At 68.0% G+C, this 22,132-nt stretch carries 24 protein-coding genes; 10 read left to right on the top strand and 14 right to left on the bottom strand.

From position 1 onward, the window contains the following. Window positions 1-3 precede the first annotated feature (3 nt). The 5 genes from ACXJJ3_RS17520 to ACXJJ3_RS17500 all read left to right on the top strand — a co-directional run bounded on the left by ACXJJ3_RS17520 (window position 4) and on the right by ACXJJ3_RS17500 (window position 3,559). Window positions 4-312, top strand: a complete 309-nt coding sequence (locus ACXJJ3_RS17520; protein WP_458171211.1) for a DUF202 domain-containing protein — start codon at window positions 4-6, stop codon at window positions 310-312. A gap of 140 nt (window positions 313-452) precedes the next feature. After that, window positions 453-1,085: a DUF47 domain-containing protein gene (locus ACXJJ3_RS17515; protein WP_380201553.1), complete on the top strand. Its 633-nt coding sequence runs from the start codon at window positions 453-455 to the stop codon at window positions 1,083-1,085. A 2-nt stretch (window positions 1,086-1,087) separates the two neighbouring features. Further along, complete coding sequence (locus tag ACXJJ3_RS17510) at window positions 1,088-2,086, top strand: anion permease (protein ID WP_458171209.1); 999 nt, start codon at window positions 1,088-1,090, stop codon at window positions 2,084-2,086. Window positions 2,087-2,175: 89 nt separating this feature from the next. Beyond that, a complete protein-coding gene (locus tag ACXJJ3_RS17505; RefSeq protein ID WP_458171207.1) occupies window positions 2,176-3,312 on the top strand; it encodes an anion permease in 1,137 nt (378 codons plus the stop codon). 13 nt (window positions 3,313-3,325) lie between these two features. Continuing rightward, the gene (locus tag ACXJJ3_RS17500) at window positions 3,326-3,559 is read left to right on the top strand and encodes a hypothetical protein (protein WP_325041535.1); all 234 of its coding nucleotides are present in this window, start codon (window positions 3,326-3,328) and stop codon (window positions 3,557-3,559) included. Here ACXJJ3_RS17500 and ACXJJ3_RS17495 read toward each other — a convergent pair. Together ACXJJ3_RS17495 and ACXJJ3_RS17490 are read right to left on the bottom strand one after the other, a co-directional pair. Beyond that, window positions 3,556-4,080 (bottom strand): hypothetical protein, encoded by a 525-nt coding sequence (locus ACXJJ3_RS17495; protein WP_458171206.1) that lies wholly within the window; start codon window positions 4,078-4,080, stop codon window positions 3,556-3,558. The genes ACXJJ3_RS17500 and ACXJJ3_RS17495 overlap by 4 nt on opposite strands. 113 nt (window positions 4,081-4,193) lie before the next feature. Next, entirely contained in the window at window positions 4,194-4,946 is a 753-nt protein-coding gene (locus tag ACXJJ3_RS17490) for a lysophospholipid acyltransferase family protein (RefSeq protein WP_458171204.1), read from the bottom strand. A gap of 149 nt (window positions 4,947-5,095) precedes the next feature. On the opposite strand from ACXJJ3_RS17490, the gene thiC reads away from it, so the two are divergent. The 3 genes from thiC (at window position 5,096) to ACXJJ3_RS17475 (ending at window position 7,983) form a co-directional block, all read left to right on the top strand. Continuing rightward, a complete protein-coding gene (gene thiC, locus ACXJJ3_RS17485) occupies window positions 5,096-6,697 on the top strand; it encodes a phosphomethylpyrimidine synthase ThiC (RefSeq protein WP_458171202.1) in 1,602 nt (533 codons plus the stop codon). Between the two features lie 135 nt (window positions 6,698-6,832). Beyond that, complete coding sequence (locus ACXJJ3_RS17480) at window positions 6,833-7,432, top strand: transposase (RefSeq protein WP_458171201.1); 600 nt, start codon at window positions 6,833-6,835, stop codon at window positions 7,430-7,432. Next, window positions 7,429-7,983, top strand: a complete 555-nt coding sequence (locus ACXJJ3_RS17475; protein WP_458171199.1) for a hypothetical protein — start codon at window positions 7,429-7,431, stop codon at window positions 7,981-7,983. Before ACXJJ3_RS17480 ends, ACXJJ3_RS17475 begins: the two co-directional genes overlap by 4 nt. 2 nt (window positions 7,984-7,985) lie before the next feature. Here the strand turns inward: ACXJJ3_RS17475 and ACXJJ3_RS17470 are convergent, their stop codons facing one another. Together ACXJJ3_RS17470 and ACXJJ3_RS17465 are read right to left on the bottom strand one after the other, a co-directional pair. Further along, window positions 7,986-8,567, bottom strand: a complete 582-nt coding sequence (locus ACXJJ3_RS17470) for an RDD family protein (RefSeq protein ID WP_458171198.1) — start codon at window positions 8,565-8,567, stop codon at window positions 7,986-7,988. Between the two features lie 78 nt (window positions 8,568-8,645). Beyond that, window positions 8,646-9,410 (bottom strand): RDD family protein, encoded by a 765-nt coding sequence (locus tag ACXJJ3_RS17465; RefSeq protein WP_458171197.1) that lies wholly within the window; start codon window positions 9,408-9,410, stop codon window positions 8,646-8,648. A 108-nt stretch (window positions 9,411-9,518) separates the two neighbouring features. Between ACXJJ3_RS17465 and ACXJJ3_RS17460 the strand changes: the two genes are divergently transcribed. Beyond that, window positions 9,519-9,959, top strand: coding sequence for a DUF2752 domain-containing protein (locus ACXJJ3_RS17460; RefSeq protein WP_458171196.1), 441 nt, complete (start codon window positions 9,519-9,521; stop codon window positions 9,957-9,959). Between the two features lie 37 nt (window positions 9,960-9,996). Here the strand turns inward: ACXJJ3_RS17460 and ACXJJ3_RS17455 are convergent, their stop codons facing one another. The 8 genes from ACXJJ3_RS17455 to ACXJJ3_RS17420 all read right to left on the bottom strand — a co-directional run bounded on the left by ACXJJ3_RS17455 (window position 9,997) and on the right by ACXJJ3_RS17420 (window position 18,873). Further along, a complete protein-coding gene (locus tag ACXJJ3_RS17455; protein ID WP_458171195.1) occupies window positions 9,997-10,548 on the bottom strand; it encodes a hypothetical protein in 552 nt (183 codons plus the stop codon). A gap of 145 nt (window positions 10,549-10,693) precedes the next feature. Further along, window positions 10,694-11,470: a phosphate ABC transporter ATP-binding protein PstB gene (pstB, locus tag ACXJJ3_RS17450; protein ID WP_458171194.1), complete on the bottom strand. Its 777-nt coding sequence runs from the start codon at window positions 11,468-11,470 to the stop codon at window positions 10,694-10,696. 20 nt (window positions 11,471-11,490) lie between these two features. Beyond that, window positions 11,491-12,411 (bottom strand): phosphate ABC transporter permease PstA, encoded by a 921-nt coding sequence (pstA, locus tag ACXJJ3_RS17445; protein WP_458171193.1) that lies wholly within the window; start codon window positions 12,409-12,411, stop codon window positions 11,491-11,493. Beyond that, complete coding sequence (gene pstC, locus ACXJJ3_RS17440) at window positions 12,408-13,406, bottom strand: phosphate ABC transporter permease subunit PstC (protein ID WP_458171901.1); 999 nt, start codon at window positions 13,404-13,406, stop codon at window positions 12,408-12,410. Before pstC ends, pstA begins: the two co-directional genes overlap by 4 nt. Window positions 13,407-13,804: 398 nt before the next feature. Continuing rightward, window positions 13,805-14,923, bottom strand: a complete 1,119-nt coding sequence (pstS, locus tag ACXJJ3_RS17435) for a phosphate ABC transporter substrate-binding protein PstS (protein ID WP_458171192.1) — start codon at window positions 14,921-14,923, stop codon at window positions 13,805-13,807. Between the two features lie 318 nt (window positions 14,924-15,241). Then, window positions 15,242-15,715, bottom strand: coding sequence for a bifunctional nuclease family protein (locus ACXJJ3_RS17430; RefSeq protein ID WP_458171191.1), 474 nt, complete (start codon window positions 15,713-15,715; stop codon window positions 15,242-15,244). A gap of 132 nt (window positions 15,716-15,847) precedes the next feature. Beyond that, the gene (locus tag ACXJJ3_RS17425; RefSeq protein WP_458171190.1) at window positions 15,848-16,726 is read right to left on the bottom strand and encodes an NUDIX hydrolase; all 879 of its coding nucleotides are present in this window, start codon (window positions 16,724-16,726) and stop codon (window positions 15,848-15,850) included. Between the two features lie 14 nt (window positions 16,727-16,740). Further along, window positions 16,741-18,873, bottom strand: coding sequence for an RNA degradosome polyphosphate kinase (locus tag ACXJJ3_RS17420; RefSeq protein ID WP_458171900.1), 2,133 nt, complete (start codon window positions 18,871-18,873; stop codon window positions 16,741-16,743). A 120-nt stretch (window positions 18,874-18,993) separates the two neighbouring features. Between ACXJJ3_RS17420 and ACXJJ3_RS17415 the strand changes: the two genes are divergently transcribed. Beyond that, on the top strand, window positions 18,994-20,172 hold the full coding sequence (locus ACXJJ3_RS17415) for an alpha/beta hydrolase (protein WP_458171189.1): 1,179 nt from the start codon (window positions 18,994-18,996) through the stop codon (window positions 20,170-20,172). A 331-nt stretch (window positions 20,173-20,503) separates the two neighbouring features. Here ACXJJ3_RS17415 and ACXJJ3_RS17410 read toward each other — a convergent pair whose 3' ends face one another. Together ACXJJ3_RS17410 and ACXJJ3_RS17405 are read right to left on the bottom strand one after the other, a co-directional pair. Further along, a complete protein-coding gene (locus tag ACXJJ3_RS17410; RefSeq protein WP_458171188.1) occupies window positions 20,504-21,382 on the bottom strand; it encodes a PKD domain-containing protein in 879 nt (292 codons plus the stop codon). Further along, window positions 21,379-22,002, bottom strand: a complete 624-nt coding sequence (locus ACXJJ3_RS17405; RefSeq protein WP_458171186.1) for a DUF6318 family protein — start codon at window positions 22,000-22,002, stop codon at window positions 21,379-21,381. The genes ACXJJ3_RS17410 and ACXJJ3_RS17405 overlap by 4 nt, the downstream gene beginning before the upstream one ends. Between the last annotated feature and the right edge of the window lie 130 nt (window positions 22,003-22,132).

Below are 22,132 nucleotides of genomic sequence, written 5' to 3'. Positions count from 1 at the left end.
GCAATGAGCACACCTGATCCCGGACGGCAGCCGGAGCGGACGCTGCTCGCGTGGCGCCGTACAGCCCTCGGTCTGATTGCCAACGGCACCCTCTTGCTCGCGTCCGGGCACGGGTCCTCACAGGTCCGGACCGGTCTCGGAATCGTCGTTCTCGTGCTCTCCCTGGGCTGCTGGACCGCGGTGAGCGCCGTCTACCGGCGCACCAAGGGTGGCGCCGTGCACGCCCTGGGCCACGACCACGTACTGCGGATCGCGGCCGGTCTGGTGCTCGTCGTCGGGCTGTTCGACCTGTACGCGGTGATCACGAAGTGAAACCGATCGGTTACCTATCGTGCGCAATGTGAAAGGCCAGTTCATAACGACGCGATACGTTGACCCGGCCGGATGCCGCGTCAGCGGTCCGTTCCCCCTAGCATGTTCACGGTTTGTCCCTCGTTCACCCGGAGCTTGAAGTGCCGTTACGTCTGCGTCCGAACGACCCGACGTTCTACGACCTTTTCACCGAGTCCGCCAACCACCTCGTGGACGGATCCCGGATCCTGGCGGAGCTGCTCGGCAGTACGGCGGGTACCGGGCTGTCCGCCAGCCACCAGATCGCCGCCCAGATGAAGGACGCGGAACACGCGGCCGACGAGACCACGCACTCGATCATCCGGCGGGTCAACTCGACGTTCGTGACGCCGTTCGACCGCGAGGACATCTACCGGCTGGCCTCCGACCTCGACGACGTCATGGACTTCATGGAGGAGGCCGTCGACTCGGTCCACCTGTTCAACCTGGAGAAGCTGCCGGAGGAGATCGCCGAGCAGATCGAGGTACTGCAGCGGGCGGCCCAGCTGACCGCCGAGACGATGCCGCGGCTGCGCACGATGAAGGACCTGGCCGAGTACTGGATCGAGATCAACCGGCTGGAGAACACCGGCGACGCGGTCCACCGGCGGCTGATCGCCAAGCTGTTCAGCGGCGAGTACGAGGCCCTCACGGTGATGAAGGTGAAGACTGTGGTCGACCTGCTGGAGGCCGCGATCGACGCCTTCGAGAGCGTCGCCAACACGGTCGAGCAGATCGCCGTCAAGGAGAGCTGAGCGTGGAGCTCACGCTCGTCATCGCCGTCGTCGTCATCGCGCTCGCCTTCGACTACACCAACGGCTTCCACGACGCCGCGAACGCGATCGCGACCTCGGTGTCCACCCGGGCCCTGACCCCGCGGGTCGCCCTCGGCATGGCCGCGGTGATGAACTTCCTCGGCGCGTTCCTCGGCACCGAAGTCGCCGAGACCGTCGGCAAGGGCATCATCAGCGCACCGGCCGGCCGGCACGGGCTGGTGATCGTGATCGCGGCCCTGGTCGGCGCCATCACCTGGAACCTGATCACCTGGTACTTCGGCCTGCCGAGCTCCTCGTCGCACGCGCTGATCGGCGGCCTGGTCGGCGCCGGGCTGGCGTCCAGCAGCGTGGTGCTGTGGTCGGGGATCCTGGACAAGGTCGTGATCCCGATGGTGCTGTCGCCGGCCGTCGGGTTCCTCGGCGCGTTCCTGCTGATGATCGCGATCCTGTGGCTGTTCCGGAACCGCAACCCCGGCAAGACCACGCGCGGGTTCCGGTTGGCGCAGTCGCTGTCGGCGGCCGCGATGGCGCTCGGGCACGGCCTGCAGGACGCGCAGAAGACCATGGGGGTCATCTTCCTGGCCCTGCTCACGACCGGGCATGCGAACGCGAAGGACGGGATCCCGATCTGGGTGAAGCTGGCTGCCGCGACCGCGATCTCGTTGGGGACGTATTCCGGTGGCTGGCGGATCATGCGGACGTTGGGGCGCCGGATCATCCACCTGGACCCGGCCCGGGGGTTCGCGTCCGAGGCGGTTTCGGCGGCGGTGCTGTACGTGATGGCGATCGGCCTGCACGCCCCGGTCTCGACCACCCACACGATCACGTCGGCGGTGATGGGCGCGGGCGCCACCAAGCGGCTGTCCGCAGTCCGCTGGGGCGTCGCCAAGGGCATCGTCACCGCTTGGGTGCTGACCATCCCGGCAGCCGGTGTCGTCGCCGCACTTGTCTACGGCCTGGTCCATTTGATCTTGGAGTAAATTCCCTGGTCCGGTTCATTTCAAATTCACTCACCGGGCCTACCGTCGATCCAGGCTGCTGATCGTCCGCCTAGGGGAAGTGATCGCGAATGGACCTGTCGTTCCTCGTCGTCGTGGTGATCATCACCGCGTTGGTGTTCGACTTCACCAACGGGTTCCACGACACAGCAAATGCGATGGCGACGTCGATCGCCACCGGCGCACTGAAGCCCAAGATCGCGGTCGCGGTGTCCGCGGTGCTGAACCTGGTCGGCGCGTTCATCTCCACCGAGGTGGCCAAGACGATCTCGAGCGGCATCGTCGACGACGCCAAGGTGACCGTGCCGGTGATCTTCGGCGGCCTGGTCGGCGCGATCCTCTGGAACCTGCTGACCTGGTACGTCGGCCTGCCGAGCTCGTCGTCGCACGCGCTCTTCGGCGGGCTGATCGGCGCCACCTGGATCGCCTCCGGGAGCAGTGCCGTGCACTTCGGCACCGTCGTCCAGAAGATCATCATCCCGGCCGTCGCGGCCCCGATCGTGGCCGGTGTGGTCGCGCTGCTCGGGACCTTCCTGGCGTACAAGATCACCGCGCGGGCCCGGAAGAAGACGGTCGAGGACGGGTTCCGGGCCGGGCAGATCGCGTCCGCCTCGCTGGTCTCGCTCGCGCACGGCACCGGTGACGCCCAGAAGACCATGGGCGTCATCACGCTGGTGCTGATCACCTCCGGCAGCCTGCATTCCGGCGCCCGGCCCCCGGTCTGGGTGATCCTGGCGGCCGGTACGGCGATCGCGCTCGGCACCTACCTCGGCGGCTGGCGGATCATCCGGACGATGGGCAAGGGCCTGGCCGAGATCGAGTCGCCGCAGGGCTTCTCCGCGGAGACCAGCTCGACGTCGGTGCTGCTGATCTCGTCGCACCTGGGCTTCCCGCTGTCGACCACGCAGGTCTGCTCCGGCAGCATCCTGGGCGCTGGCCTCGGCAAGCGGCTCGCCGAGGTGCGCTGGACGGTCGCCGGCCGGATGGCCGTGGCCTGGCTGCTGACGCTGCCGGCCGCCGCGATCGTCGGCGCGCTGTCCGGTGAGGTGGCCGACTCCGGCAACCTCGGCGTCGCGATCATCGCGGTACTGGCGATCGCCGCGGGTGGCGCGATCTACGCGGCCTCCCGGCGTCGCCCGGTGACCTCGGAGAACGTCAACGAGTACCCGAGCTCGACCCCGACCGCGACCACGCCCGCAGCGGCCTGAGAGGAGTACGGCGATGCACATCAACTGGAGTGCTCTCGGTGAGGTCGCGCTGGTCAGCCTGATCTTCGGCGTCGGCCTGGCGGTGCTGTTCGCGTTCGGCGTCACCGCGATGTCGCGGCGTGCGGTAGCGATCGACGAGAAGCGGCAGCCGTCTTTCGTGGACACCGGCGTTGCTGCACTGTGTTTCGCGGCCTGTCTCGCGGCCGTGCTCTACGGGCTGTACCTGATCATCCCGCAGTTCCACTAGCGGTTCCAGCGGCGTACAGCCTTGGCCACGTCCCTAGCGCGGATGGAGCCAAGGTTGTACTCCCATGCGGCCAGTAGACGGCTACCGAGCACCTCTGCGTCCAAGTAGGTGCGTGGGCGTACGGCGACCGCCCAGGTGGCTGCGGCTGCGTGTCCTTGCTGGTGGAGCAGGTGGTCGACGGTTGCCTTGATCCGGGTGCTCTGTTCGCCCCGGAGCCCGTCTGTGGCCCATTCCTGCACGATCTGCGGGTCGTCGGCGGTCATCCGCGCCAGATAGGTCAGCGGGCCGCGCCAGAAGCCCTTGCTGCCGATGCTGTCCAGCGTCTCCAGCGGGAACCAGCCGTTCTGGTTGCGCCGGCCGTTCACCGCGGACTCGATCTCGCGGGCGCGGTCCGCGGACAGGTCCCGGGTCGCCCAGTCCACGAAGTACGCGCCGGCGTCCGGGATGTGCTCGGCCACGTGCGGCGCGGGCGTCAGCGCACCGGGGTCGAAAAGGTGCAGCTCTTCCGGTGAATCGACCACTTACCTGCCCCCGCCTGCTCGAGTACGCGGGCCGTCGTGGCCCACCGAACAGGAACCCCCCAGGTGCCTGTCACGTCAACGAGTGCTTTCGTACCCTCGATCCGCCCCGAGGGTCAAGAGCTCTTCCGCCGTTCGGCCCGCTGGGCCAGCTCCTCGCGGTCCAGCCGCTCGGCCTCCTCCGGCGTCGGCGCGCTCCCGCCGTACGCGGCCGGCAGCCACCACGCCCCGGCCGGCTGCTCCGGGTACCCGCGGATGCTCTCGTCCAGCATCCCCGCCATCGTCGACCGCAGCCGGGCGGTCGCCTCCACCGGGTCGTCGTCCGGCGTCACGGTGAGCGGCGCGCCGATGCTGATCGAGATCGGGCGGTGCCGGGTGAAGTCCCGCGGGTGGTCCTTGGTGAACATCCGCTGGGTGCCCCACAGGATCATCGGCAGCACCGGTACGCCGGCCTCCGCCGCCATCCGGACCGTGCCGGACTTGAACTCCTTCAGCTCGAACGACCGGCTGATCGTCGCCTCCGGGAACACCCCGACGAGCTCACCGTTCCGCAGGTACTCCACGGCGGTCCGGTACGACGCGGCGCCCGCCTCCCGGTCCACCGGGATGTGGTGCATGCCGCGCATCAGCGGGCCGGAGTACCGGTTCCGGAACAGCACCTCCTTGGCCATGAAGCGGACCAGCCGCCTGGCCGGCACCGCGCCGTACCCGCCGAGGATGAAGTCGACGTAGCTGATGTGGTTGATCGCGATCAGCGCGCCGCCGGTGCGCGGGACGTGTTCGGTCCCGGTCCGGCGGATCTTCAGGTCGAGCGCCAGGAAGGCGGACTTGGCGAAGCCGATGACGGGCGGGTAGACGAGGTCTCGCATGACCCGATTATGGTGGGCAGTGACAACTACAGACCGCGGGAGCTCGCACCGTAGTGGGCTGAGAGGGCGGCTGGATCCAGGAATCTGACCTGGCCGGCGCCGCCGACCGCAGAACCTGTCCGGGTAATTCCGGCGTAGGGAGCAGCAGCATGGTCACTGTCAGCACCGGCCCGATCTCGGGGTCGGAGAAGATCTACCGCGGTGAGCTCGGCGTTCCGGCGCGGCGCGTCAACCTGACCGACGGCGAGTACTTCGACCTCTACGACACGTCGGGTCCGTACACCGACGCGTCCGCGCGGATCGACGTACAGCAAGGTCTGCCGCCGTTGCGGCGGGACTGGATCGCCGAACGCCCCGGGCTGACCCAGCTCGGGCACGCGCGGGCCGGCACGATCACCGAGGAGATGCGGTACGTCGCGGTCCGGGAAGGGCTCGATCCGGAGTTCGTCCGGGGCGAGGTGGCGCGCGGCCGGGCGGTGATCCCGGCGAACCGCTGCCACCCGGAGACCGAGCCGATGATCATCGGGAAGAACTTCCTGGTGAAGGTGAACGCGAACATCGGCAACTCGGCCGTGTCCTCCTCGATCGAGGACGAGGTCGAGAAGCTCGTCTGGGCGACCCGGTGGGGCGCCGACACGGTGATGGACCTGTCCACCGGGAAGAACATCCACGAGACCCGCGAGTGGATCCTGCGGAACTCGCCGGTGCCGATCGGTACGGTCCCGCTCTACCAGGCGCTGGAGAAGGTGAAGGGCGATCCGGCCGCGCTGTCGTGGGAGGTGTACCGCGACACCGTGATCGAGCAGTGCGAGCAGGGCGTGGACTACATGACCGTGCACGCCGGCGTACTGCTGCGGTACGTGCCGTTGACCGCGCGGCGGATCACTGGGATCGTGTCGCGCGGCGGATCGATCATGGCCGCGTGGTGCCTCGCGCATCACCAGGAGTCCTTCCTGTACACGCATTTCGCGGAGCTCTGCGAGATCCTGCGGGAGTACGACGTGACGTTCTCGCTCGGCGACGGGTTGCGGCCCGGGTGCATCGCGGACGCGAACGACGAGGCGCAGTTCGCCGAGCTGCGGACGCTGGGGGAGCTGACCCGGATCGCCTGGGAGCACGACGTCCAGGTGATGATCGAGGGCCCGGGACACGTGCCGATGCACAAGATCGCGGAGAACGTGCGGCTCGAGGAGGAGCTTTGCGGTGAGGCGCCGTTCTACACATTGGGGCCGTTGGCAACTGATGTGGCGCCGGCGTACGACCACATCACGTCGGCGATCGGCGCCGCGCAGATCGGCTGGCTGGGGACCGCGATGCTGTGCTACGTCACGCCCAAGGAGCACCTCGGGCTGCCGGACCGCGACGACGTGAAGACCGGTGTGATCACGTACAAGATCGCTGCCCACGCGGCCGATCTGGCCAAGGGGCATCCGGGTGCGCAGTCCTGGGACGACGCGTTGTCCAAGGCAAGGTTCGAGTTCCGTTGGGAGGACCAGTTCAACCTGTCGCTGGATCCGGACACCGCGCGGTCCTTCCACGACGAAACGCTGCCGGCGGAGCCTGCGAAGACCGCGCACTTCTGCTCGATGTGCGGCCCGAAGTTCTGCTCGATGCGGATCACCGCCGACATCCGCGCGTACGCCGAGGAACATGGGCTGACCTCGGCCGAGGCGATCGAGGCCGGGTTCGCCGAGATGTCGGAGACGTTCCGGTCGGCCGATCAGAAGCTGTACCTGCCGATCGCGGACTGAATCCGCCCGGATCCGGCCCGGGGGAACTCCCCGGGCCGGATACGGGGAGTGATCGGGCTGAACCGATTCAGGTTTTGGCCTTCACTCTACGTAAATAAGACTGTAGCCTTAATCCGTCGGAAGGAGGTACGGGCGATGGTCTTCGTTCTCACCGTAGATCAGCGCGGCAGCCGAAGCACGAGCGATCTCGTACCCGAGCTACTGACCGCCCTGAACCGCCGGCCGCGGCGGACCGGGCTGCTGCGGAAGTTCGAGCGGACCGCCGGCGACGAGGTGCAGGGCGTCCTGTCCGAGGCCCGCGCGACCGTCGACGTGATCGTCGAACTGCTCCGCTCGGACAGCTGGTACGTCGGCCTCGGCATCGGCGAGGTCACCGAGCCGCTGCCGCGCAGCACCAGAGCAGGCAGCGGGGACGCGTTCGTGTTCGCCCGGGAGGCGGTGACACGCGCCAAGTCCAGCCCGCACCACGTGAACGTGGTCGGAGCGGACGAGCACAGCGCAGAGCAGGTGGAAACGGTCCTCTGGCTGATGGCGTCCGTACTGCGGCGCCGGAGCGAGCGCGGCTGGGCCGTGGCGGACCTGTTGGCCGAAGGACTCACCAGGCGGGAGATCGGCGTGAAACTCGGTATCAGCCAGTCGGCAGTGACCCAACGGGCCCAGGCGGCCGGCTTCGCCGAGGAACAGCGCGGACGGGTGCTGGCAGCGGACCTCCTCGACCACGGTGTCGCTGCGTGACGGCCCTGGTCCTCTCGCTGACCGCGGTCGCGCTGGTTCTCGCCGTACTGGCGTGGGTCCCCAAGTCGGGGTCAAACCTCGAGATAGCCATCAGTGGCGTGATGCTGGCCTGTCTGGCTGCTGTCGGCGTACTGCTGCTCGTCAGCGACGGTGTGGCCGGCTGGGCCGAGCAGTGGTGGGATCTGCTGCTCCTGGTCGCCGGAGGGCTCGCAGTGACCGGGGGAGGCCCGCTGACGACGTCTGTGCTGGCTTTGGCGGACAGACGCAGTACACACGCCCAGTCGACGCAGAAAGCCGGAGAGGTACTGCGTGGCGGCGCGCTGATCGGTGCACTGGAGCGGCTGGCCATCTACGCGGCCTTGGTGTCGGGCTGGCCGGAGGGCATTGCGATCGTGCTGGCGATCAAGGGCCTTGCCCGCTACCCGGAGCTGCGCAGCCCCGATCAGCCCGCCTCCGTTACGCCGCAAGCCGTCGCGGAACGCTTCATCATCGGCACGTTCACCAGTGTGCTGTGGGCAGTCACCTGCGCGGGGCTACTGCGCTCCCACTGACCTCAGGTGCGCACCACGTACGTGTTGGCGACCTTGTCGTGCCAGGTCTGCTTCTGGTCGTCCCAGAGGGGCCAGAGGGAGTCGAAGAAGCAGGCGTTGTTGAAGACGGCGCTGAGGAACTCGCGGAGGAACGCGCGGCCGGCTCCGACAGGCTGGCCGGTTCTGGAGTCGACCAGGCGGAGGTGGAGGATGCTCTTGCCCACGCTCTGGCCGGTGCTGCCTTGGCGGAAGACCCTGTTCCAGAGACCTAGCCCGAGGCTCACGAGGAATCCGACCAGCAACAGGATGACCGCGTAGACGGGCGGGGCGTCGTTCGACGAATCGTTGGCCGCCTGACTGATGGCCGCCCCGATCATCACGCCGTACCCGAGCAGGATCGGGATCCCGGTGATCAGGCCGTCGATCAACGAAGCCCCGACCCGCGGCAACCAGTCCGCCAACGGTGGCACCGGCGGCCCGTACCCGTACCCGTAGCCGGGCTGACCGTAAGGCTGGTTGTAAGGCTGGTTGTACGGATGGCCGTACGGTTGCTGTCCGTACTGCGGCTGGTCCTGCGGCCGTTCGCCGTACCCCGGTGTGCTCATCCGGCAGGTTCCGTTCTGGTGGAAAGCAGCGGACGCCGTGGCCAGTTGCGGCCACGGCGTCCGGGAGCTTTGATGCGGTCAGACCTTGACGACGTACGAGTTGTTGATCTTGTCCGCGAAGGTCTGCTTCTTCTCGTCCCACAGGGGCCACAGGAAGCCCAGGTAGCACGGGAGGGCGTCCAGGATGTGGGTGATGTCGCGGAGGATCGTCTTGCCGATGCCCAGCGGCTGGCCGGTGTCGGCGCCGACGAGCTTGATGTTGACGATCTTCTTGCCCCAGGTCTGGCCGGTCTTGCCCTGCTGGATCCAGCGGTTGTACACGAACAGGCCGAGACCGATCAGCGTCAGGATCAGGCTGACGATGGTCAGGCCCGTGTTCTGGCTGCCACCGCTGTTCAGCGCGTTGCCGATTCCGCTGGGGATACCGACGATGAAGCCGTCGATCAGGTAGCCGCCGACACGCAGCGGCCAGCTGGCCAGCTGACCTGACGGCGCGCCGCCGTACCCGTAGCCGGCCTGGTTGTACCCCGGGAAGCCCGGCTGCTGCCCGTACTGCCCCGGCTGCTGCGGGTACCCGGGCTGCTGCCCGTAACCCGGCTGCTGCCCGTAGCCAGGCTGCTGGCCGTACTGCCCAGGCTGACCTGGCTGCTGGCCGTAGCCCGGCTGCTGCCCATAGCCCGGCTGCTGCTGCTGCCCATACCCGGGCTGCTGGCCGTACTGTCCCGGCTGTCCGGGCTGTTGACCGTACTGACCCTGTCCGGGCTGCTGCCCGTACTGGCCCGGCTGACCGGGCTGCTGGGGGTCTTGCGGGCCGTAACCCGGTGGTGGCGTCGGAGTGCTCACGACGATCCCTTCTGGCGTTAGTGCATTTGAGGAGTGAGTTGCAGGCTAATCGTCGGACGGCTCAGATCCCCTGATGGATCCCAGGTGTCGAGAGATACCTTTGGGTTTGTGAGCCTCTCGCAGAGCGTCGTCCTCCGGCCCACCGGTCCGGTCCAGCCCTTGGACCGCCGGATCTGGGGCCTGACCGCCGTCGGCGTGGGCGGCTTCCTGCTCGCCGGTGTGTACCAGCTGTCCGGCCAGCGGATCGGCATCCCGTGCGTGCTGCACGCGACCACCGGCCTGAACTGCCCGCTCTGCGGGTCGACCCGGATGGCCGCGGCCATGCTCCGCGGCGACTTCGGCGGCGCCTGGCACTTCAACCCCGTGGTGTTCGTGCTCGGCCCGCTGGTGGCTGTTGCCGTCGGCTACCAGGTGCTTGCCTGGTCGCTCGAGTCGCTGCACGTGGTCCGGCTGCCGCGGCTGCAGATGAGCCGCCGTACCGCCGATCGGCTCGTCTACGCGGTGATCGCGCTGCTGATCGTGTACGGGATCGCGCGCAACCTGTTCTGACGTCCGGGCGGGCGACATCTGCCGCCCGCCGCGAGACCTATTGGTGCTGCAGCCGAACGATCGTGCTGATGATGCCGATGATCAGCGCGACGATGCCGCCGATCCAGGCGACCCGGGCCAGCGTGTCGGAGCGACCCTGCTCGCGGAACTTACCCTGTGCGACGAAGCCGAGGACGATTGCGGCCGGCGAGCAGCAGAACCAGCAGACGATGCCGATGATCGACAGGACCATCGGCGTGTTGTTCTGCGGCGTGGCAGCTCCGTAGCCTGCGTTCCCACCGGGGTACTGCCCGTAGCCGCCAGGCTGCTGGCCATAACCCCCGGGCTGCTGCTGGCCGTACCCACCCGGCTGCTGCCCATAACCGCCGGGCTGCTGCTGGCCGTACGCACCAGGCTGCTGCTGACCGTAGCCGCCGGGCTCCTGCTGACCGTAGCCAGGCTGCTGGCCGTAGCCCGGCTGACCCGGCTGACCGTATTGACCAGGCTGGCCGTACTGACCCGGCTGCTCGCCGGGCTGCTGGCCCGGATAGCCCTCCGGCCCGTTCGGATTGTTCTGGTCGTCGCCGGGAGGTGGCGTCGGTGTGCTCACCGCGGTTCCCTTCTGAGAACGTCGTGGAATCAGCGCAGCCTATCTTTCCCACGGGTTCGCAGTCATGTCCCCACTCCGAGCCCGGAAACGTCGAACGGCCGTTGTGACAGGTGGTCACGACGGCCGTTCGGCGGGTTGCGGTGGATCAGCCGAAGCGGCCGGTGATGTAGTCCTCGGTGGCCTTTTCGGTCGGGTTGGAGAAGATCTGCTTGGTCGGGGCCATCTCGATCAGCCGCCCCGGTTTGCCGGTCGCGGCCAGGTTGAAGAACGCGGTCTGGTCGGAGACCCGGGCCGCCTGCTGCATGTTGTGCGTCACGATCACGACCGTGAACTTGTCCTTCAGCTTCTCGATCAGGTCCTCGATCGCCAGCGTCGAGATCGGGTCCAGGGCCGAGCACGGCTCGTCCATCAGGATCACCTCGGGCTCGACCGCGATCGCCCGGGCGATGCAGAGCCGCTGCTGCTGACCACCGGACAGGCCCGCGCCGGGCTTGTCGAGGCGGTCCTTGACCTCGTTCCAGAGGTTGGCGCCCTTGAGGGACTCCTCGACCACCTGGGTGAGTTTCTTCTTGTCCTTGACGCCGTTCAGCTTCAGCCCGGACGCGACGTTGTCGAAGATCGACATCGTCGGGAACGGGTTCGGCCGCTGGAACACCATGCCGACGACGCGGCGGACCGCGACCGGGTCGACCCCGTTGCCGTACAGGTCCTGCTGGTCCAGCGTGACCTTGCCTTCGACACGGGCGCCGGGGATCACCTCGTGCATCCGGTTCAGGGTCCGCAGGAACGTGGACTTGCCGCAGCCGGACGGGCCGATGAACGCGGTGACCGAGCGGGGCTCGATCGTCATCGACACGTCCTCGACGGCCTTGAAGTCGCCGTAGTAGACGTTGAGGCCGCTGACCTCGATGCGCTTAGCCATAACGGAAAGGGAACCTCTCGCTATTTCGACTTGACGGCGCTGAACCGGGCGATCAGCCGGGCCAGCAGGTTGAGGACGAGGACGAGCAGGATCAGGGTGAGCGCTGCCGCCCAGACGCGGTCGTTGGCAGGCTGCAGGGCCATGTCGTTGCGGTCCTGGTTGATCATCGTCGGCAGCGCGCCCATGAAGCCGCTGAACGGGTTCAGGTTGATGTTCTTCGAGTACCCGACCAGGATCAGCAGCGGCGCGGTCTCACCCATCACCCGGGCCAGGCCGAGCATCACGCCGGTGACGATGCCGCCGAACGCCGTCGGTACGACGACCTTGAGGATCGTCTTCCACTTCGGAACGCCGAGCGCGTACGACGCCTCGCGCAGCTCGTCCGGTACGAGCTTCAGCATCTCCTCGGTGGACCGCAGTACCACCGGGAGCATCAGCAGGACCAGCGACAGCGACACCGCGAAACCGACGCGGTTGAAGCCGAACACGGTGATCCAGACCGCGTAGATGAACAGCGCCGCGACGATCGACGGGACACCGGTGAGGATGTCGATCATGAAGCTGACCACCCGGGCCGCGCGAGTCCCCTTGGCGTACTCGACCAGGTAGACCGCGCCGAGAACCGCGATCGGTACCGCGATGACCGCGGTGATCAGGCCCATGATCAAGGTGCCCATGATCGCGTGGTACGCACCGCCGCCCTCGCGCCGGACCGTGATCCCGCGCTGCGACTGGTTCCACCAGTCCGCGTTCAGCAGCAGGTGATAGCCCTTGGTGACGACCGTGTAGAGGATCCACAGCAGCGGGATCATCGCCAGTACGAAGGCCAGCACCATCAGCACGGTCGCGAGCGTGTTCTTGAACGCCCGCGCACCGGATTTGCCGGACAGGTCCAGAGCCCTGCCGTCGTACGCCGCCTTGTCGGCAGTGGCAGTGGTCATGACCCGGCTCCTTCGGCAGCAGTGGACGAACCGGCGCGCCGGTTGCGGCGGGTCCGCCGCGCGCCCGGGGCGCTGCGTTCGACGATGATCCGCGCGATCGAGTTGACCAGGAAGGTCACCACGAACAGCACCAGACCGGCCGCGATGTACGCGCCGGTCTTCTCCGGCGAGTCGAACTCGGCGGCGTTGTTGGCGATCTTCGACGCGAACGTCTCGCCGCCGGCGAAGATCGACGAGTTCCACGGGTCGTTGGCGTTCGGCACCGACAGGATGATCAGGACGGCGACGGTCTCACCGAGCGCCCGGCCGAGGCCGAGCATCGAGGCGCTGACCACACCGGAGCGCCCGTACGGCAGCACTGCCATCCGGATCATCTCCCACTTGGTGGCGCCGAGCGCGAGCGCGCCCTCGCGGTGCGCGATCGGCGTCTGCGCGAAGATCTCCCGGCTGATCGCGGTGACCACCGGCAGGATCATGATCGCCAGTACCACCGAGGCCGTGAAGACCACGCCGACGTCGCCGCCGGGCGGGGCCTTGAACAACGGGATCCAGCCGAGCGCGTCGGACAGCCCGGTGATCATCGGGCGCAGGATCGGCGCGAAGAACAGGATGCCCCACAGGCCGTAGATGATCGACGGTACGGCGGCCAGCAGGTCGACCGCGTGCGCGACCGGCGACGCCAGCCGCTTCGGGGCGTAGTACGTGACGAACAGCGCGACGCCGACCGCGACCGGTACCGCGATCAGCATCGCGATGATCGAGCTGACCACGGTGGTGTAGAACAGCGCGGCGATACCGAACTGAGGGTTGTCGCCGCCCGGGTTCCAGACCCGGGAGAACAGGAAGTTGCTCTTGTCCCCGGCCAGTGCCGGGATCGCCAGCGCCAGCAGGAAGATGCCGACGAACGCGACGATCAGTACCACCAGGCCGCCGGAGCCGCGGGCGAGCCCGCCGAACAACCGGTCGCCCAGGTGGCCGACCGGGCCGAGGGCCAGGGCACGGTCGCCGTCGGCCTGCGCGGCGGGCGTGGCCGGCGTACCCTCCGTGCTCTCGACGCCGGACTCGGTCAGTACCTCGGTGGACTGCTGCGCTGCCTCGTGGTCGGCGTGCTCGGCGGCCAGGCCGCCGAACTGCGGGGTCGGGCCGGCGTCCTCGTGGACCAGATCCTCGATCGCGGGATCGGTCCGGCCGGTGGCGGGATCCGCCGCGGCCACCTGGTCCGCGGCCGTGCCGTCCGGCCGGTCGGGCGGTGCCGTGCCGTCTGGACTACTCATCGATGGTGCTCCAAGCGCCTGGGTCGTGACGTGTGACGTCTGGTCTCTTCAGTGGCGCGAGCCCCGGCCGCCTCCGATGACTCGGACCGGCCGGGGCTCGCATCAGTACTGCTTCGCGATCAGCTGATCGCCTGGATCGCGGCGACGACCTTCGTCTGGACGTCGGCCGGCAGCTGGCCGTAGTTCAGGCTGGTCAGCGCGGACTGGCCGTCGGCGCTGGCGAAGTAGCTCAGGAAGCTCTTCACCATCGCGGTCTTGTCGGCCGGAAGACCCTTGGTGCAGGCGATCTCGTAGGTGACCAGGACGATCGGGTAGGTGCCCGCGGCCTTGGTCGTGTAGTCCAGCTTCAGCGCCAGGTCCTTGCCGGTCGCGTCGGCCGGCTTGGCCGCGGCGAGCGCCTTACCGGCGGACTCGGCGGACAGCTCGACCGGGGTGCCGGAGCCGTTGTCGATCAGCGCGATGCCGAGCTTGTTGTCGACCGCGTACGACCACTCGGCGTACGTGATCGAGTTCTTGGTGCTCTTCACGGCCTCGGCCACACCGGACGACTTCTCCTTGCCGGAGCCGGTGCCGGTCCACTTCTTGGCCGGGTCCTTCGTCCAGGCGCCACCGCCGGCACCCTTCAGGTACTTGGTGAAGTTCTCCGTGGTGCCGGACTCGTCCGAACGGAAGAAGACCGAGATCGGCGCCGACGGCAGCGTGACGCCCGGGTTCAGCTTGCTGATCGCCGGGTCGTTCCAGGTCTTGATCGTGCCCGCGAAGACCTTCGCGGCGGTCGGGCCGTCGAGGATCAGCTTCGACACGCCGTCGACGTTGTAGGCGATCGCGATCGGGCCGACGACCATCGGCAGGTCGATCGCCGGGTTGCCGCCACAGCGCTTCGTGGCCGCCGTCATCTCGTCCGGCTTCAGGGCCGAGTCGGAGCCGGCGAAGTCCACCTGGTTCGCGTTGAACTGCTTGATGCCCGCACCGGAACCGGTCGGGTTGTAGTTCACCGTGACGTCGGCGCACTTCTCGTTGTACTTGCTGATGATCTCCTCGATGGCGTTCTTCTGCGCCGTGGAGCCCTCAGCGTTCAGGGTGCCCTTCGGGCAGTCGGCCTCGGTGCTGGACGACGAGCCGGCGGACGGCGACGAGGAGCCGGACGACTGCGGGTCGCTGCCACAAGCGCTGAGCGCGAGGACGCCGATGGAAGCCACGGCGACGGAGCCGACGCGGAACAGGCGATTGACGGACACGAGAGTGTTGCCCTTCTGCGGGAATCAGACTTCTGAACTTCCACAGACGGTAGGGAGACCAGGTGACGCGGCGGTCCGTCGCTGGTGAACGAGCGGTGAACGGTTCCGGTAGCGTGTGCGACGGCTGGCGTGCCGCCAGGCGGCCAATAGGTGAACTGAGTTAAGAGCCGTCACTCTCCGTAGATGTAAACGGCTTCTTTCTCACGTTTCGGTAACGCTCAGCGCATCCGACAGGCATACGGTAGTACGGCGGCATGCCAGTGGCGCCGCCTCGTTGATAACTTGCCGGTCACATCATTGGTCGGACCAATTGATGAGTCAGCTGGAGAAGTCCTCCGGGGCGACGCCGTCCAGGAACTCGCGGAAGCGTTCCAGCTCGGCCTGCTCCTCCTCGGGAGTGGCGACGCCGGCCTCCCGCAGGACCTCCTCGGTGCAGCGGATCGGCGTACCCAGGCGGACCGCGAGCGCGACCGAGTCGCTCGGTCTGGCCGACACCCGGGCGCCGTTGGCGAGCACGAGCTCGGCGTAGAACACCGCGTCCCGCAGTTCGACGATCTCGACCGCCTTGATGTGGACGTCGAACGCCTGGATCAGGTCCCGCATCAGGTCGTGGGTGAGTGGGCGCGACGGACGCAGGCCCTGCTCCTCGTACGCGATCGCCGTCGCCTCGACCGAGCCGATCGAGATCGGCAGGTAGCGGTAGCCCTCGGTCTCGCGCAGCATCATCACCGGGGCCCGGTTGGGCGATTCCATCCGGATCCCGATCAGTGTCAGTTCTCGCATCATCGTCATGGTGCGCCCCGAACCTCTCCTCAGACCGGCACCCGGTGGGACGCCGGTTCCTCGGGTAGGAACATACCCGTCACCTCCAGTGTCTCCCGGACACCCCTACGCCCGTACCGCGATCGTCACCGAGCCGTGTCGCTAAGGCGCGCTGAACCGCTCGGTGATCACCCGGCCGTCCCGCAGCCGGTGCGCCACCAGGAACGATCCGGTCGCGAACTTGCCGACCTTGAGGCCCAGCTCCCGCGACAGCGCCGCCAGCACCGGACGGTGCGAGCAGATCACCGTCACCTTGCCCGGGCGCCACACCCGTTCCGCCAGACCGCGCAGGCCGTCCGGGTCGGCGTCGTACCCGCGCTCGGAGATCTCCGGCCAAAGATGGATGTGCCGGTCGATCGAGGCGGCGTACGGCGTCACCGTCGCGGCGCAGCGCTCCGCGTCGCTGCTGATGATCCGGTCCGCGCCGAGCGTCTCCAGTACGCCGCTGAGCCGCTCCGCCACCGCCGTACCCGTGCTGCTCAGCGGACGGAGCGTGTCCTTGCCGTCCCAGTCCTTCCGCTTCACCGCATCCGCGTGCCGTACGACGACCACCGCCGCCTCGACCGGCACCGCGTGCTCGAGCGCGTCCAGGATGTCCACGTCACGCGGGTAGCTGAGCCGGCCGCGGGCCTTCTCGACGGGGAGCCAGCCGATCTGGTCCACCTCGTCATTCGGCTCGAACGCACCGTCGTCGACCGGTACGGCGGACCAGTAGTGCACGAGCTTCTCCGCCGTACCGCCGTTCTTGCGGATCGGGTACCGCTGCACGCCGAGCGGCGGGCCGAACAGCACGCGCTGCCCGGTCTCCTCCTCGATCTCCCGCCGCGCGCCGAGCAGGACGTGCTCGTGGGCGTTCAGCTTGCCCTTGGGTAGGGACCAGTCGTCGTACCGGGGGCGGTGCACCAGCAGCACCTGCCGGGTGTCGCCGCGCTCGCGCCAGACGACACCACCCGCGGCGATAACGGTCGCCGGGACGCTCATACGGACACCCTAGGTCAGCTGATCGGGTCCGACGTACGGCGGCGTCCGCGAGTCGCGATCAGCCGCTCCTGCAGGTCACGCAACGGTGTACCGTCCGGACCGTTCAGCCGGGGCTGCCAGCTGTCGTCCGGCTGCAGCCACCACGAGCCGGTGCCGTCGTCCATCGCCAGGTCGAACATCTCGCCCAGCTCGGTCACGTGGTCCGGCTCCTTCAGCTGCACCAGCACCTCGACGCGGCGGTCCAGGTTCCGGTGCATGAGGTCGGCGGAACCGATCCACACCTCCGGCTCACCGCCGTTCTCGAACAGGAACACCCGGCTGTGCTCGAGGAACCGGCCCAGGATGCTGCGGACCTGGATGTTCTCCGACAGCCCGGGGACACCGGGACGCAGCGTGCAGATGCCCCGGATCCACAGGTCCACCGGTACGCCGGCCTGCGACGCCCGGTACAGCGCGTCGCACAGGGCCTCGTCGACCAGGCTGTTCACCTTGATCCGGATCCGCGCCGGACGGCCGGCGTGGTGGTGCTGGATCTCGCGGTCGATCCGCTCGAGCAGACCCCGCCGTACCGACTGGGGCGCGACCAGGATCCGCCGGTAGCCCGCGCTGCGACCGAAACCGGACAGGTGGTTGAAGAGCAGCGCCACGTCCTCGGTGACCACCTTGTCGCTGGTCAGCAGGCCGAGGTCCTCGTACAGCCGGGCCGTCTTCGGGTGGTAGTTGCCGGTGCCGATGTGCGCGTAACGGCGCAGCCCGTCCGGCTCGTCCCGGACGACCATCGAGAGCTTGCAGTGCGTCTTCAGGCCGATCACGCCGTACACGACATGGCAGCCGGCGTGCTCGAGCTGACGGGCCCACTTGATGTTCGCCTGCTCGTCGAACCGCGCCTGGATCTCGACCAGCACCAGGACCTGCTTGCCGGCCTCGGCCGCGTCGATCAGCGCGTCGACAATCGGGGAGTCACCGCTGGTGCGGTACAGCGTCTGCTTGATCGCCAGCACATGCGGATCCGCCGCGGCCTGCTCGATGAAGCGCTGCACGCTCGTGGAGAAGGAGTCGTACGGGTGGTGGACCAGGACGTCGCGCTGCTTGAGCGCGTGGAACATGTCCGCCGGGTTCGCCGTCTCCACCTCGGACAGGTGCGGATGCGTCGACGGTACGAACGCCGGGTACTTCAGCTCCGCCCGGTCCAGGCTCGCGATCGTGAACAGGCCGCGCAGATCCAGCGGGCCGGGGAGCTCGAACACCTCCGCCTCGGTGACGCCCAGCTCCGACAGCAGCAGCGCCTTCACCTGCGGGTCGATCGACTCCTCCACCTCGAGCCGGACCGGCGGGCCGAACCTACGGCGCAGCAGCTCCTTCTCCAGCGCCGCCAGCAGGTTCTCCGCGTCGTCCTCCTCAACCTCGAGGTCCTCGTTGCGGGTCACCCGGAAGGTGTGCTGCTGGATCACCTCCATGCCCGGGAACAGCTGGCCCAGATGCGTCGCGATGACGTCCTCGAGCGGCACGAACCGGCCCTCGGCGACCTTCACGAACCGGGGGAGCAGCGGCGGCACCTTCACCCGGGCGAAATGCTCCCCGCCGGTGTCCGGGTTCCGGACCACGACTGCCAGGTTCAGGCTCAGGCCCGAGATGTACGGGAACGGGTGCGACGGGTCCACCGCGAGCGGCGTCAGCACCGGGAAGATCCGGTCCCGGAAGAACCGGGTCATGTCCTCGCGCTCGCTGTGCTCCAGCTCGTCCCAGCGCAGGATCTCGATGCCCTGCTCGGTCAACGCCGGCTGCACCGACTTCCGCCAGGTCTCCGCGTGCCGATCCATCAGCTCGCGGCTCTTCGCCAGGCTCCGGTCCAGCACCTCCCGCGGCAGCAGCCCGCTGGCCGCGCGAACCGCGACACCCGCCGCGATCCGGCGCTTCAGGCCCGCCACCCGGACCATGTAGAACTCGTCCAGGTTGCTGGCGAAGATCGCGAGGAACTTGGCCCGCTCCAGCAGCGGGATCTGGTCGTCCTCGGCCAGCTCCAGCACCCGCTGGTTGAACGTCAGCCAGCTCAGCTCCCGGTCCGAGAACCGGTCCGCCGGAAGGTCACCGGCCGCGCTGATGTCGTACGGCGGTTCTACGTCGTACTCCCGGTTGTGGGACGCCAGCAAGTCTCCAGCCACGTCGACAAGGATCCCACCCTTTCGTGAACATCGGGTAGCGGTCCGCGCGTCCCCGAATGTGACGTTTTCGTTGCCGCCCGGACGTACTTGCTAGCGTCACTCCTTGTGAACCCACGACTGGACTCGGTACTGCGCGACACGCTGACCGCCGTACAAGCGAACGCACTGGCCCCGCTCTACGCGCTGCCCGCCGCCGTCCGCCGCCGCCTCGCCGGCACCCCGATCCAGATCGACGGCAACACCCTCGACCCCGACATCCAGCTGCTCCTGCGCGTCGACAACCTGTTGCCTCACACAACCAAGACGGACGCAGCCGCCGCCCGCACCCACTTCCGCAACCTCTGCAAACTCATCCCCGGCACACCCCCCGAAGTACAACGAGTAACCGAACTAACCGTCCGAGGCGCCGCCGGCCAACTAGGCGCCCGCCTCTACATCCCCCGCGGCACCCCCTCCCGCAGCACCAGCGGTGGTTCCGAATCCGGTGGTGCTGCTGCGAGCGGTAGTTCCGAGCCGGCTGGTACCGGTGGTCGTACCTCCAGCGCGGGTGGGCCCGGGGTTCCTGGTGAGGTGGGACGTGGGCTGCTGGTGTTCTTCCATGGTGGCGGCTGGGTCGTGGGCGACCTCGACACCCACGACGCGGTCTGCCGCTCGATGGCGGCCGAGGCCGGCATCCGCGTACTCTCCGTCGACTACCGCCTGGCCCCCGAAGCCCCCGCCCCCACCGCCGCCGAAGACGCGATCGCCGCCTTCACCTGGGCCGTCGACCACGCCGAAGACCTGGGCGCCGACCCCGCCCTGGTCGCCGTAGGCGGCGACAGCGCCGGCGGCAACCTGGCCGCGGTCGTCGCCCAGCAAACCGTCCGCCGGGACCTCCCGCGCCCGGCCCTCCAGGTCCTCCTCTACCCCGCCGTGGACCTGGTAGCCCGCCGCCCCAGCCGAGACCTCTTCTCCGAAGGCTTCATCCTCACCGAAGAAGACATCATCTGGTACCGCGACCACTACACCCCCGACCCCACCCTCCGCCCCGACCCGATCGTCTCCCCCCTCCGCGCCGAAGACCTCACCGGCCTCCCCCCGACCTACCTCACCACCGCCGGCTTCGACCCCCTCCGAGACGAAGGCCGCGAATACGCCGAAGCCCTAGCCGCCGCCGGCAACCACCTCACCCACGCCCACCACCCCACCCTCCCCCACGGCCACACCAACCTCCTAACAGTCCCCGGCACCACCCGAACCGCCCACACCCACCTCACCAACCACCTGAGAGCAACCCTCCACTAACCAGCCCTCGTGGACAGCGCCGTCCCGCCGTCCGACCGACTGGCGGGCAGCACGGCATCCCGTCCGGTTCCCGCCTCGAACATCCCGATCAGCCGTGGCGGCAGCCGACGATCCCGCTGATCTGGGGAGCATCGTGCACCCGAATCGGCAAGAAACACTCCCCAAACCCCATACACCGGCCCGGGGTGCCGGGGCAGGGCACGACGTTTGCCGTGTTTGACCCTGCGCGCGGATACGCCTGGCACAGATGGCAGCCGGCCTCGCCGACGGACCCGCATGGGCGCGACGTCATCACGTCGTCGACCCTCCGTCGTGGCCGGTGCGGCCCGGCTCAGCGCCCGGGATCCACCAGCACAGGCACGGCTTCGCGGACCTGGAGGAGGGTGGCGGGGCCGGTGATGGGAACGGTGCCTTCGATGTACTGCCAGCCCGTGTCGGCGACGTTGAAGCGGGCGGCGTAGTTGGTGGTGACGGTGATACCGACGCCTTGGCGCTTGCTGTACTTGTGGGTGATGTCGGCCGAAGGGTACGGCTTGCCCGGGGTGGTTGTGGTGACGGTGGCACTGCCGTCACCGAAGTTCCACGTGTAGCTGATCGGCGTGGCCTCGACCACAACGGGAAAGCCGAGCAGCGTCACGGTCGTCGTCGACACCTTGCTGTCGTCGGTGTAGACGATCGTCGCCATATTCACCAACGTCTTACCCTCCGGCTGCACCTTCACCGAAAGCCCAGGAAAGACGACGTTCTTCGTCTCCGACCGCACCTCCTCCCAGGTAATGTCCTGCGGCTTAGGCGGCACCACCTTCGGCGGAACGTTAGGACGCACCTTCCCATCAATCCTCCGACTCACCTGACACCGCGTCGGCCCAGGAACCGTCCCGTCGGGCTGCACACGACCACAGATCCCGATATTGAGCTTGAGGTCGTCCTTGGCGGTGTCTCGTTGACTGTCGCGTGGAGGCGGGTCGGCGACTGGGTGTTTCTTCCGGTTGGATGTCTGTTCCGTCGTATTCGACTTCCTGCCGTTCGGTCTGCGTCTGCTGATGCGCTCCTCGCCCCCGGCCTGAAGGCCGTCGCGGACCGGCACAGCAGTCACGTCCGGGGGATCCGCTGCCTTGTCGTCAGTCGCAAGAGCTGTGCCAGGTATGGCTAGCCCGAGTCCTCCGATCAGAGCCAGCGCGATGCCGATTCGCAGCGCCCGGCGGCTCATTGTGGAACCAGTTTCATTTCGTACATGACCCACGATCCTTGCTGCGGGGACAAGGTGAACTCACGCTTGTACTTGCGAACCGCGCTGGTCACAGGCTTTCCCGACGCGTCATTGGATGTGTACGAACCGATCGTGACCGCGGCGTAGCCACCGAGGCGTCCGCTGTCCCCGCGGAACAGGTCCGGCACGTCGTTGACACGCTCGAAATAGTCGCCCTTCAGCCCGCCGTTGGCCGCGTTCACTTTGTGCACGTAGTCCGAGTAGGCCTTACACAGATGGCAGCCAGCGTCGCTGGCGGACACCATCGGCGCGATGTCGCCCGTGGTCGACGCGTAGTTCATGAGGCTGACGTAATACCGCACGAATGCCTCGCCGGCGGCCAGTGAGGTGCCGGTGGCCGTAGTGGGGCGCGTGGGCGGGACGGTCGGTGTCGCCGGTAGTGATGACGAGGTAGATCCCCTGGGAGTGCCGGTCGACGTGGTCGCCGATGAGCTTGAGGCGGGTGGTGGGGCTGTGTTGGGTTGGCCGGCCTCGGGGCTGGATTTGGTGCAGGCGGTGAGGAGTGTGGTGGTGGCTAGGCAGGCCAGTAGGGCGAGTGTTGGCCTGTTGCGGTGTGTCACGTGTGTCAGCCCTCCGTAGTTGACACGAATCGTAACGGGGTGGTGGGGCGGGGGGCGATGTCAATTGGTGCAGTTGTGGATAAGGCCAGGAGCCGCTCGGCTGGGGGGTTAGAGGCTCGGGCGGCTCCTG

This window comes from Kribbella sp. WER1 (assembly GCF_054189145.1).
Note: the sequence above shows the minus strand (reverse complement) of the source record. Positions and strands in the feature narration are given on the sequence as shown.